This window comes from Mesorhizobium shonense, from assembly GCF_040545255.1.
In the GTDB taxonomy this organism is placed as follows: domain Bacteria; phylum Pseudomonadota; class Alphaproteobacteria; order Rhizobiales; family Rhizobiaceae; genus Mesorhizobium; species Mesorhizobium shonense.
Window position 1 is genome coordinate 1 of record NZ_JBEPLM010000025.1, and the last position, 12326, is coordinate 12326.

Below are 12326 nucleotides of genomic sequence, written 5' to 3' on the forward strand. Positions count from 1 at the left end.
CAAATAGCTATCGACAACCGAGCGCTTGAAACGCGCACTGTGTTTGGACATGCAAAACCCCCGAAGGTTGTGTCCAACTTTCGGGGGTCAGTTCAACGTGCCGGGGTCTTTGTTGTCGGGTCGGGTGCCGGCTATTCCGCCGGCGATGGTTTCTTGCGGAACAGCGCCGCCAGATTGTCCCACAATTCGATCTTGGCACCCTGGCGCTTCATGATCACGCCCTGCTGCAGGATCGAGAGCAGGTTGTTCCAGGCCCAGTAGATGACGAGACCGGCAGGGAAGCTGCCCATCATGAAGGTGAAGATCACCGGCATCCAGGTGAAGACCGCGGCCTGCGTCGGGTCCGGCGGCGCCGGGTTCATCCGCATCTGCAGGAACATGGTGATGCCCATCACCACCGCCCAGGCGCCCATATGCGGCAGGAAGGCGGGTGCTGCGAACGGCAGCAGGCCGAACAGATTGAACAGCGAGGTCGGATCGGGCGCGGCAAGGTCGTGGATCCAGCCGAAGAACGGCGCATGCCGCATCTCGATGGTGATGTAGAGCACCTTGTAGAGCGAGAAGAAGACCGGGATCTGCAGCGCCACCGGCCAGCAGCCGGCCAGCGGATTGATCTTCTCGGTCTTGTAGAGCTCCATCATCGCCTGCTGCTGCTTCATCTTGTCGTCCGCGTATTTCTCGCGGATTTCCAGCATCTTCGGCTGCACCTTCTTCATGTTCGCCATCGACGCGTAGGACTTGTTGGCGAGCGGGAAGAAGATGGCCTTGACGATGACGGTGGTGGCCAGAATCGCCAGCCCGAAATTGCCGAAGAATTTGTACAGCGTGTCGATGAGGTAAAACATCGGCTTGGTTATCCAGATGAACCAACCCCAATCGATCAGCCGATCGAACAGCCGGATGTTGCGGTCCTGCGCGTAGGCATTGACCTTGGCGACTTCCTTGGCTCCGGCAAAGATCTCCGTCTCGACCGTCGTCGATTGCCCAGGCGCGACCGTGATCGCATCGGTCATGTAGTCGGACTGGTAGCTGTGGCGAAGCCCGTTGTTGATGTCGACATAGGAGTAGTTGGGCTGGAACGGCTGCTTCTCCGAGGGAATCAACGTCACCGCCCAGTATTTGTCGGTGATGCCGAGCCAGCCGTCGGTCGACTTTCCGGGCTTGTACTGCTTGTCCTTCTCGATCGCCGCGTATTTGTGCTCCTGCAGGCCTTCGCTGCCGGTAACGCCGATCAGGCCTTCATGCAGCACGTAGGTGCTGGCGACCGCCGGCTTGTCGAAGCGGGCGACGCGGCCGTAGTTGAACAGCGAGACGGCAGCGCCGCCAGTGTTCTGGACGGTATCGGAAACCGTGAACATATAGTCGTTGTCGACCGAGAAGGTGCGCTTGAAGACCAGCCCCTTGTCGTTGGTGAAGGTGAGCGTCACCGGCGTCGAGGGGCTCAGTGTCGCATTGCCGTCGACGTTCCACACCGTCTTCGGCCCGGGCAGCGTGCCGACATTGCTGTCGCCGACGAAGCCGATCTCGGCGAAATATCCGTTGGGCAACGGCTCCGGGTTGAGAAGCTGTATCTCAGGCGAATTCTTGTCGACCGTCTCGGTGTAGTGCTTGAGCTTGAGATCGTCGAGGCGTGCGCCGGTGAGGTTGATCGAACCGGACAGGCTCGGCGTATCGATCTTGACGCGCGTGGTTGCCGCGAGCGCCTGCTCCAGATTCTGCGGCGTCGCGCTCTCGGCGCCCGGCGCATTGGGAATGGCGCCCGGAGCCGGGGCCGGCGTTCCGGCGGCGCCGGAATTGGCGCCGCCGCCCGCTTCCTTCTTCTGCGCCTCGGCGCGCTGCTGTTCGATGCGTGCCGTCTCGCGCTGCTGCTCCATGCGCGGGTTCATGTAGAACACCTGCCACAGCGTCAGGATCAGCACCGACAGCGCGATGGTGATGAAGAAATTGCGGTTGTTTTCCATCGAAAGCCTTGGCCTATCGTGTTCCGCGCAGCCGGCGGGAAAGCTCGGCCTTCAACTGGCCGAACGGAATGGCAAGCACGTCTTCGCGCCCGACGATGACATAGTCATTGCCGGGCGCCATGTCATCGGCGGCATGCGTGCGCACGGCTTCTCTCAGCCGCCGCCGGACGCGGTTTCGCACCACGGCGTTGCCGACCTTCTTGGTGACGGTGTAGCCGACGCGCGGCGCAGAAACGTCGCCACGGTCGAGAACCTCGACGAGAAAAAGCCGCCCGCGGCGCTTCTCGCCGCCGCGCACAGCCAGGAAGTCCGCGCGTTTCAGAAGCCGCCCGGGAACCTGTCCCTTTGGCTTGCCGGTTGCGGGCAACGATCTCGTCTTTCGTTCAGGCGCTGAGCCGCTTGCGGCCGCGGTTGCGGCGGGCGGCAACGACGCCGCGACCACCCTTGGTGGCCATGCGGGCACGGAAACCGTGCCGGCGCTTGCGGACGAGTTTGGACGGTTGGTAGGTACGCTTCATTTGTTTTAATACCGCGGCGTGCGGCCCTTCTTGATTCTGTCACTCTGTAACAGGAGCTTGGCCGGGCCGGTGTTAGGCGCGATCGAAACCGCGCCGGGACGAATGGCCCGAGCGTGAGCGGGCTTATAGAAAGAAGGTTTTTGGAAGTCAATCCGGCCCGTCCAGGAGCATTTTTTTCACGGGGCCAGAGGCGAAATTGGCAAAAAAGCCGCAAATCGCATAATCTTGACCGATCAAGCCTTCGTGAAGACCGCGTCATGACGAGTGAAGTCCTGTCCACGGATGAAAAGGCACGCCCGGAGACGGTGAGTTCGCCGCGCCGGGTGCCGTTGTCGCGCGGCCTGTCGACGAAGCTTCTTTTGCTCACCATCGTCTTCGTGCTGCTCGCCGAAATCCTGATCTTCCTGCCCTGGATCGCCAGCTACCGGGTGAACTGGCTGAAGGAACGGCTGAGCACCGCCGCCGCCGTGTCGATCGTCTTGTTGCAGGGCGAGCCCAACTCGCTGTCGCACACCGCCCAGAACGACGTGCTGATGGCGATCGGCGCCAAGGCGATCGCGGTGCGCGACGGCGGCGTCTCGCGGCTTCTGGTCGTGGCCGACATGCCGCCGAAGGTCGACGAGCATGTCGACATCGCCAATGTCGGCCTCGTCAACGGCATGACCGGCGCGCTGGAGACACTGTTCGCCGGCGGCAACCGAATGCTGCGAGTCTTCGGGCCGGTCGGCGACAGCGACAAGGAATTCGAGCTGATCATGCCGGACTACAGTCTGCGCAACGCGATGCTGCGCTATTCGCGCAACGTCGCCGTCGTCTCGCTGCTGATCTCGCTGTTCACCGCCATGCTCGTCTACGCGGCGATCGACCTGATCATGATCGGCCCGATCCGCACCATGACGCGCTCGATCCTGTCCTTCTCCGAGGCGCCTGACGATCCCGGGCGAATAATCTGCCCGACGGAGCGTTCCGACGAGATCGGCGTCGCCGAGCGCGAGCTGGCGCAGATGCAGGACCGGCTGCAGAAGATGCTTTCCGAGCAGAAGCACCTCGCCGATCTCGGCCTCGCGGTGTCGAAGATCAACCACGACATGCGCAACATCCTCGCTTCCGCGCAGCTGATGTCGGATCGCCTGCGCCAGGTGAAGGACCCGACCGTGCAGTCTTTCGCGCCGAAGCTCCTTCGCGCGCTCGACCGCGCCGTCGCCTATTCGGAAGGCGTGCTCGCCTATGGCCGCACGCAGGAGCCGGCGCCGTCGCGCCGCCGCTTGCGGCTGCGCCAGCTGGTCGACGACGTGCACGGCCTGCTCGACATCGAGGAAGGCATCGAGTTCATCAATGCCGTCGATCTCACCTTCGAGGTCGATGCCGATTCCGACCAGCTGTTCCGCGTGCTCACCAATCTCTGCCGCAATTCGGTGCAGGCGATGGCAGCCGATACCGAGAGCGCGGTGGTCCGCCGTCTCGCCGTCTCGGCCGAGCGCTCGGGCAGCGTCAGCCGCATCACCGTCACCGACACCGGGCCCGGCCTGCCGCCCAAGGCGCGCGAGAACCTTTTCGCGGCCTTCCGCGGCTCGGCGCGCAGCGGCGGCACCGGGCTGGGTCTTGCGATCGCCCATGAGCTGGTCCGCGCCCATGGCGGCACGGTGGAGCTTGTCGAATCGATCGGCGGCCGCACGGTCTTCGCCGTCACCATCCCCGACCAGCCGGTGCGGCTCGACCAGGCGCGCGGAAGTTTGCGCCGACCTGCCTGAGGTGTGCCACGATTCAGGTGAGGCCGGCCTGACCTGAATCTCGCCACACCTCCACATTGGCAAAACACCTGCGACAAAACTTTTGCCGGATCGGCTTGCTTTTCGCAAATTCAGTCGTTAGGGAACACTCCACATTTCGCGGCCGGTCTTTTTGACTGGGTCGCGGGGCTTGTGTGTCTTACACGGCCTGATGCGCGCCCGTAGCTCAGCTGGATAGAGCACCAGACTACGAATCTGGGGGTCAGGAGTTCGAATCTCTTCGGGCGCGCCATAATTTCAAGGACTTAGCAGGGCGCCGCAGACCAGAGAGAGAAATTGGTCTGCCGAGCGCGAGGTCTTCTCGTCAGCATACGAGGCATCACCCTTGTGCCGAGAGGGACGGATGGCAGTCAAAGCAATTGCGGGACCTTTTGCTGCGCTTTCTGGAAAATGCCAGAGATTACGGGATGAGCAGAAGCTTGCCTGTCGTGGCGCGGCTTTCCATGTCGGCATGCGCCTGTGCTGCCTCGGCAAGCGGGTAGATGCCGCCGATCCTAACCTTCAGCTTTTCGCTTGTTATCCAGTCGAATAGCTGACTGGAGCGAGCGTGAAGGAGTGCCGGAGTGTGGATATGATCGGAGAAGACGGCATAGCCGATCTTGATGCTCTTCGGCAGGCTCATGATATCGAGCGGACCGGGACCGCCGAGCGCCGGGCCGTACCAGCAGAAAGTGCCGGAACGGCGCAGTGAGTCGAGCGATCCCTGGAAGGTTTTCGGCCCTGAGCCGTCATAGACGACGTGGACGCCGTCGCCGCCGGACAGGCGAAGCACCTCTTGCGCGAACTGCCCTTTGGTATCCTTGAGTAGCCATTACGACCGCTTTCATCGTGATGCCTCCGTAGCGGCCTTCTCGATCAGTCGCGCTACGGATTCGGGGTGCGACACCATCACCACATGCGAGGCGCCCTTGATAACCACGGTATCCCGCGAGTGGGCCCGAGCAGCCATGAAAGCCAAGGCTTCCGCCGGTATGTTCTTGTCGCCGTCTCCGTAGATGAACCAGGTCGGAAGCTTTTTCCACGCTGCTTCAGTTTGGATTTCATTCAGCGCAGCTTCTGCGATAGGCCTCTGCCCCGCGGCCGTCAGTCTGGCTTCGGCTTCGGGGACGTCGGCGGCGAACTGATCGTGGAATTTTTCCTGCTGGATGTAGAGATCCTTGCCTCCACTTGACAGGGTGACCGGCGGCGCGAGGGTCGGACCGAGCGTGCTGCCGGGAAATTTGCCGGCGAGTTGCACGGCGGTCTCGCCCGCATCAGGCGCGAAGGCCGCGACATAGACCAGCGTCTTGACGTTCGCATGGCCTTCGGCCGCGTCGCTGATGACGGAGCCGCCGTAGGAATGGCCAACGAGGACAACAGGCGATTTGATAGAACCAAGGATGTCGGCGACGTAGCCGGCGTCACTTTTGACGCCACGCAGCGGATTAGCGACAGCTACGACGGGATAGCCATCCTTCTCCAGGATTTTAACGACGCCGTTCCAGCTCGACGAATCGGCGAATGCGCCATGAACCAAAACGACGGTGGGTTTGTTGGTCTGCGCATATGCATTGCCGAACAAGGCGCTGGCAATTGCCAAGGCTGCAAATAGTATTTTCATCCGACATGTTCCTTCATGGTTGATTGAATCGGCCGACTGGGCCGGCCAGGCGATGGGAAGACCGGATTTCTCCGGCAATGGCCGCAGGCCTCTGGTCTCCCGCGGGAATCCATGGATCGGTCCTGGTTACGGCGCGTAACGCGTGAAGACATGGTCGTGTCCCCGAACGCGCGCCTCATGGCAAGCGAAGCAGGTCTGGTGCTGAGCCTCATCGACCGGTTTGCCGTCGACGAACCTGCCGAAGCCCCACCCGCCCGTGGCCGCATATTTCTTCGAATCCTTGACCATGACTTGGACGGTCGTCGCTGCCCCGGGAACAGAAGCGGGTTCAAATTCGGGCGATTGCACCCGCTTCCATGCCAGCTTGACGAGAACAGTGCCGTCCGGGAACGGCAGCGTGCCAGCACGATAAGCTTCGATTGCAACCGAATTGCCGACGACTGCACGAAGCTCGTTCAGCGGGTCCGCTTCCAACGCCGGGGCGACCAGTTTCCAGCCTCGGTAACCGTCGGGGATTGTCACGCCATAGATCGGCGACGCATTCGTCGCCTCCGAACCCGCGCCGGCTCCAAGCGCATCACCCGCCGCAGTGACGAAGATCGCCGCCAGCACGGCCAATGCGAGATTAACGCGTCTCATTGCAATGTTCCTTCTGTCGAGTGGCTAGAACCGGTTGACGTCGATGACTGCCTGGGCGAAGGCCTGTGGTGCCTCCTGCGGCAGGTTGTGACCGATGCCGCCCGTGATCAGCCGGTGCTCGTACTTGCCGGAAAATCGCTTGGCGTAGACGCCGGGGTCCGGATGCGGCGCGCCATTGGCGTCGCCCTCCATCGTAATCGTCGGCACGCCGATCATTGGAGACGTGGCGAGCTGTTTTTCCAGGTCGTCGTATTTGGGTTCGCCTGCGGCGAGGCCGAGACGCCACCGGTAATTGTGGATGACGATGTCGACATGGTCCGGATTGGCGAAGGCTGCCGCACTCAAGGCGAAGGTGGCATCGTCGAACTTCCACTGCGGGGAGGCGAGCCTCCAGATCAGCTTGGCGAAGTCGGCCGTATTTTTCGCATAGCCTGCACGGCCACGTTCGGTGGCGAAATAGAACTGATACCACCATTGGAGCTCGGCCTGCGGTGGCAGCGGCGCCATGTTGGCCGCCTGACTGCCGATCAGATATCCGCTGACAGACACCATGGCCTTGCAGCGCTCCGGCCAGAGCGCGGCGACGATGTTGGCGGTCCGTGCCCCCCAGTCGTAGCCCGCAACGACCGCCTTCTGAATCCCGAGGCCATCCATCATGGCGATGAGGTCGACGGCAAGTGCCGCCTGCTGGCCGTTTCGGACGGTAGCGTCCGACAGGAAGCGCGTCGTGCCGTAACCGCGCAGATAGGGCACGATCACGCGGTAACCTGCATCCGCAAGCAGCGGTACGACGTCGGCATAGCTGTAGATGTCATAGGGCCAGCCGTGCAGAAGGATGACTGGAGGGCCGTCCGAAGGGCCGTCCTCGGCATATCCAACCTTCAGCAGGCCCGCGTCGATTTGCTTCAGCGACGCAAATGAAGTCCGCGGCTTTATGGAGCCTGAGGCGATGTCTTCCGGATCGCCCCCTTGTGCGCTCGCACCACTGATCGCGCCGAGTTGCGCAGCCGCCAAGGTCGCGGCGGCGATGCCGAACAGTCGCCGGCGGGAATGGTCGATGTCTTCCGGAGTTCTGATTGCATTCATTGCTGCACCGCCTTGCTGTGAGGTTTCGTCAGGGCCGACCGACAGTCGGGATCGAGGCTAGATCAGGTTAATTTCGACATCGATGTTGCCGCGTGTGGCCTTCGAGTAGGGACAGGTCTGATGGGCCGCGTCGACGACCGCTCGTGCGACGTCGCGGTCGAGACCCGGCAGGCTCACATTGAGGCGTGCGCTGAGGAAGTAGGCACCTTCATCGACGTTCAGATCCACCTCGGCGTCGATTGCTGTGCCGGCAAGCAGCGCGACGTTCATCTTACGGGCGGCGATCGCCATCGCTCCCTCGAAGCAGGCCGACCAGCCGGCCGCAAACAGCTGTTCCGGATTGGTGCCGCTGCCCTGACCTCCGGGTGTCGAGAGCCGGATATCCAGCCTCCCGTCGGAGCTGCGGGATGCTCCGTCCCGACCGCCGGTAGTGCGGACTTTGCCAGTGTAGAGCCGTTTTGTTTGTGCGGGCATGATCACTCTCCGTTGGTCGATGGAAGGCTGTGCTGCTTCGACACATAGAGAGATGTCGCCCTGCTGGCCCGTTATGCGTTATGAGGAGCTGTTAGTGCTCGCCAGCAGCAGCAAGTCTCGCCGCAGATCGTCACTCGGCGCGAATCTGTCCTGAGGGAAAGCCCTTCTGCGAGCCGGGATCCTCCTCAATCAGGCGAAGGATGACTCCATGATACGATCGGAGCCGCGACAAGCGACATGATATCGTTTGGTCCTTTCACTCTGGTTGCGAACGAACGGCTCCTCCTGCGCCAGGGCGCGCCGGTTGACCTAGGCGCACGCGCCTTCGACATCCTGACCATTTTAGCTGCCCGCCCAAACGAGGTCGTCAGCAAGAAGGATCTGTTGGCTCATGTCTGGCCCGATGTCACTGTGGAGGAGGGTAGCCTGCGATTTCACATGGCCAACCTGCGAAAAGCCTTAGGCGATGGCAAGGAGGGCGCGCGCTACATCGCTACCTTGGCCGGACGAGGCTACTGCTTTGTGGCACCGATCTCGCGATCAGGCAGTCGAAACGATGTGCACAGCGAGGTCGCCGCCAGCTATCACGCCAATCTACCAAGCCGGCTCATTCGTATGGTGGGTCGAGTCGATGATGCCATCGCGCTTTCAACCCAGCTCATTGCCACGCGCTTCGTCACAATCGTCGGCACGGGTGGGGTCGGCAAGACCACTGTTGCGGTGGCGGTCGGGCATGATCTGATCGAGATGTTCGCCGGCGCCGTGCACTTCGTCGATCTAGGCGCGCTCGGCGATCCCAGCCTGGTCGCAACAACGGTGGCCTCGACGCTGGGGTTGTCACCACAGTCCGACGACGCCATCTCCGAGCTGATCGCCTATCTCGCGGGGCGGCGGACCTTCGTGATCCTCGATACCTGCGAGCATGTCATCGATGCGGCTGCAGTCCTGGCAACCCGTATCTTCGCCGACACGCCGCAGACTCACATCCTCACGACGAGTCGCGAGCCGCTTCTGGTCGAAGGGGAGAACGTTTACAAGCTGGCGCCGCTGGCATACCCGCCGGACGATCCGGAGCTCACGGCGTCAGTTGCGCAGGGCTTCCCTGCATCCCAGCTGTTCGTGGAACGCGCCGCGGCGAGCGGCGCTCGCCTCGATCTCGACGATGCGGATGCCAAGGTCGTGGCCAAAATATGCCGGAAGCTTGACGGCATGCCGCTCGCGATCGAGCTGGCGGCCGGACGGGTTGCGAGCTACGGCCTTCATAAGACCGCGGCCCTTCTCGACGAGCGGCTGACCCTGCTGTGGCCGGGGCAGCGCACCGCCCCGCCGCGCCAGAAGACCCTCCAGGCCACCTTGGACTGGAGCTTCGGGCTTCTGTCCGAGTTCGAGCGTCTGGTGCTTCGCCGGCTCGCCGTGTTCGTTGGCCACTTTTCGATTGAGGCCGCCCTGGCGATCGTGACGAGCCCCACCGCTGACGAGACTCTGGTGTTTGGTGCCATCGACAGCCTCGTAGCCAAGTCGATGATCGCGGCAAGACCGGCCGGCGCAACAATGCGTTATCGGCTGCTCGATACGACGCGGGCCTATGCCCTCCAACTCGACGTCCATGATGCCGAACTCACGGAGCTGGCCGCCCGCCACGTCACCTACTATCTGCGATGGCTGGAGGAGACTGGAACTGAATGGCCGACCTTGTCGAGCGCGGCGCAGCGCGCTCTTCACCTCGCCGGCATTGCGAATGTGCGAGCGGCCTTGGAATGGTGCTTCGGGCCAAACGGGAACACTCAGCTCGGCATCCGGCTTGCCACTGCCGCAGCTCCGGTCTTCCTGTCGATGTCCTTGCTCACCGAATGCCACCGCTGGGCTGCCCAGGCAATTCTCGCTCTCGACAACAGCACACATGGAGGGCCCGACGAGATGCGTCTTCAGGCGGCCTCGGGTGTATCCCTGATGTTCACGCGCGGAGGACAGGACGCTGCGCGTGCGGCATTGAACAGAAGCTTCGCCATTGCCGAGGAGCGAGGCAATGCGCTCGATCAGCTTCAGGTTTTGGGTCCATTGCAGATGTTCCACCTGCGCACGGGAGGATTCAGGACGGCGCTCCGCTATGCGGAGCGCTGCTCCGTCATCGCTGGCGCTATCAAGGACTCCGTGTCCACGACATTGGCGCACTCGTTGATGGGAATCTCGCTTCATCTGAACGGGGAGCATGGCCGTGCGCGGACTGCGCTCGAAGAGGCGCTGCGATGTGGCCCTCGCTCTGACCGGACCACGACGAACTATCTCGGCTTTGACGGCAGAATTCTCGCCGACGCGATTCTGGCCCGGACACTCTGGCTGCAAGGCTATCCGGATCGGGCGGTGGAGCGTGCGCTGCTGACAGTCAAGGATGCGGAAACCTTGGACCATCCGCTAACGCTCTCCATCGCTCTGGTCTGGGCAGTTTCCGTGTTGGTCTGGGTCGGTGATTTCGACCGCGCGGAGGAGCACATCGATCGTCTTTTCTCCTGCGCCGAGCTGCACTCTCTAAGGCCTTACCTCACAGTCGGGCGAGGCTTCCAAGGAGAGCTCGCCATTCGTCGAGGCGATGCAGAAAGCGGGGTTCGGAGCCTGCAACGCGTTCTTCAGGACCTTCATGCAGCCCCATACGAACTGCTCACAACGCCGCTCAGCATCGCGCTCGTTCAAGGCTTCGCCGCGACGGGCCGATTCGCGGAAGCCCTCGCACTAGTCAACGGGACAATCCGATCGGTCGAGGCAAATGGGGATCTTTGCTACATGCCGGAGTTGCTGCGGGGGAAGGCAAACCTCGTCCGCGTGACGAAGCCGGGTGCTGATGACGAGGCGGAATTGTATCTCAGGCGGTCGCTCGAAATGAGCCGCGGTCATGGCGCACGGGGGTGGGAGCTGCGCGCCGCGATGGACCTGGCTACTCTTCTGGGCGCCCGCAGCCAATACGAAAGCGCCCGAGCTTTACTCCAACCGCTGTTCGAGCGTTTCGCGGAGGGCTTGGATACGGCTGATCTGAAGTCTGCCGCACGCCTGCTGGCGACGCTGCGCTAGAGATGGCAGCCTACCGACGTCGGCACATTAACGTTTAGTCCAAATATCGCCCCTTGAGCGACGTGGCCCGAAATCCAAATGCGGCTACGTTGGATAGGTCCTGCAAGGTTCGAAGCTGCGCGAGCGGGAATTCGCCGCCCCCTTCCCAGGCCGACTAAGCACTGGGGAGACGAACGACAGGCAAGTGGCCGCCGGTCGCAGGTACCGCGCCGCGCCTAAGATCGGTGGCGATAGTGTCGCACATGGTCGATGAGCGCCCTCAGCTTCGGCGTCACGGTGTGGCGGCTGGGGAAGTACAGGAAGAAGCCGGCGAAGGGCGGCAGCCAGTCGGAGAGGATCGAGACGAGCTCGCCGCGCTCGAGATGGGACCGGAAGGTTTCTTCCATGCCGAAGGTAATGCCCCCGCCGGCGAGCGCGGTGCGGATCATCAGGAACATGTCGTTGGTGGTGATCTGCGGTTCGACCGAGACGTCGAAGGCGCGGCCGTCCTTCTCGAATTCCCAGCGATAAGGTGCGGTGTGCGGCTGCGGCCGCCAGCCGATGCAGCGGTGGTGGACGAGGTCGCGCGGATGCTCTGGCGTGCCGTGGCGCGCGAGATAGTGCGGCGTCGCCACCGCGACCTGGCGCTGGTCGCCCGTCAGCGGCACCGCGATCATGTCGCGTTCGATGACCTCGCCGAGGCGCACGCCGGCGTCGAAGCCGGCCGCGATGATGTCGAATTCCAGATCGGTCACCGTCACGTCGAGGGTGACGCCGGGATGCGCCTCGCTGAAGGAGGCGATCAGCGGCCCGGACAGGAACTCCTCGGCGATCGAGGTGGCAGCGATCCGCAGGAGACCGCGGGGCTGCTCCGCCGAGCCGGACGCCGCTTCGAGGGCGTTCGCGATCTCGGCCAATGGCGCCGAGACCTGGGCCAGGAAGCGCTCGCCCGCCTCGGTCAGGCGCACGCTGCGGGTGGTGCGCAGGAACAGCGCTTGGCCGAGCGCGGTCTCCAGGCGCCGCACGCCTTGGCTTACCGCCGAGCGCGTTACCCCAAGCCGGTCGGCCGCGGCGCGGAAATTGCCCGTCTCCGCCACCGCGGCGAACAGGGTGAGGAGGTTGAGATCGATCTGCATTGGTTAGTGTTCCTAACCATAAGGTCCAGTTCGCGGCAAGTTATATCGACAGCGAGCGATTGCTATCTCCCGGGCATCGA

General features: G+C 62.9%; 10 protein-coding genes, 1 tRNA gene and 1 pseudogene. 3 read left to right on the forward strand and 9 right to left on the reverse strand.

Annotation, left to right across the window (positions count from 1 at the left end):
• Positions 1–131 precede the first annotated feature (131 nt).
• The 3 genes from yidC to rpmH are packed head-to-tail and all read right to left on the reverse strand — an operon-like array spanning position 132 to position 2479.
• Positions 132–1961, reverse strand: a complete 1830-nt coding sequence (gene yidC / locus ABID26_RS34130; RefSeq protein WP_126096807.1) for a membrane protein insertase YidC — start codon at positions 1959–1961, stop codon at positions 132–134.
• A 13-nt stretch (positions 1962–1974) separates the two neighbouring features.
• Positions 1975–2328, reverse strand: coding sequence for a ribonuclease P protein component (gene rnpA / locus ABID26_RS34135; protein ID WP_126096808.1), 354 nt, complete (start codon positions 2326–2328; stop codon positions 1975–1977).
• A gap of 16 nt (positions 2329–2344) precedes the next feature.
• Positions 2345–2479: a 50S ribosomal protein L34 gene (gene rpmH / locus ABID26_RS34140; RefSeq protein WP_008833937.1), complete on the reverse strand. Its 135-nt coding sequence runs from the start codon at positions 2477–2479 to the stop codon at positions 2345–2347.
• A gap of 257 nt (positions 2480–2736) precedes the next feature.
• Between rpmH and ABID26_RS34145 the strand changes: the two genes are divergently transcribed.
• Positions 2737–4230 (forward strand): sensor histidine kinase, encoded by a 1494-nt coding sequence (locus tag ABID26_RS34145; protein ID WP_126096809.1) that lies wholly within the window; start codon positions 2737–2739, stop codon positions 4228–4230.
• Positions 4231–4424: 194 nt separating this feature from the next.
• A tRNA-Arg gene (locus tag ABID26_RS34150) sits at positions 4425–4501 on the forward strand.
• 168 nt (positions 4502–4669) lie between these two features.
• Here ABID26_RS34150 and ABID26_RS34155 read toward each other — a convergent pair.
• From ABID26_RS34155 to ABID26_RS34175, 5 genes and pseudogenes are all read right to left on the reverse strand, one after another.
• A pseudogene (locus ABID26_RS34155) lies at positions 4670–5077 on the reverse strand (zinc-binding dehydrogenase); the annotation flags it as partial.
• A 15-nt stretch (positions 5078–5092) separates the two neighbouring features.
• Positions 5093–5869: an alpha/beta fold hydrolase gene (locus ABID26_RS34160; RefSeq protein WP_189521409.1), complete on the reverse strand. Its 777-nt coding sequence runs from the start codon at positions 5867–5869 to the stop codon at positions 5093–5095.
• Between the two features lie 126 nt (positions 5870–5995).
• Positions 5996–6508: a cytochrome P460 family protein gene (locus ABID26_RS34165; protein WP_126096810.1), complete on the reverse strand. Its 513-nt coding sequence runs from the start codon at positions 6506–6508 to the stop codon at positions 5996–5998.
• Positions 6509–6532: 24 nt separating this feature from the next.
• A complete protein-coding gene (locus ABID26_RS34170; protein WP_126096811.1) occupies positions 6533–7594 on the reverse strand; it encodes an alpha/beta fold hydrolase in 1062 nt (353 codons plus the stop codon).
• A 57-nt stretch (positions 7595–7651) separates the two neighbouring features.
• Positions 7652–8068, reverse strand: coding sequence for an organic hydroperoxide resistance protein (locus tag ABID26_RS34175; RefSeq protein WP_126096812.1), 417 nt, complete (start codon positions 8066–8068; stop codon positions 7652–7654).
• Positions 8069–8305: 237 nt separating this feature from the next.
• Between ABID26_RS34175 and ABID26_RS34180 the strand changes: the two genes are divergently transcribed.
• Positions 8306–11131 carry an ATP-binding protein gene (locus tag ABID26_RS34180; protein ID WP_126096813.1) on the forward strand — a complete coding sequence of 942 codons (2826 nt, stop codon included), beginning with the start codon at positions 8306–8308 and terminating at the stop codon, positions 11129–11131.
• Positions 11132–11346: 215 nt separating this feature from the next.
• On the opposite strand, the gene ABID26_RS34185 is transcribed toward ABID26_RS34180, so the two are convergent.
• Positions 11347–12246, reverse strand: coding sequence for a LysR family transcriptional regulator (locus tag ABID26_RS34185; RefSeq protein ID WP_126096814.1), 900 nt, complete (start codon positions 12244–12246; stop codon positions 11347–11349).
• Positions 12247–12326 lie beyond the last annotated feature (80 nt).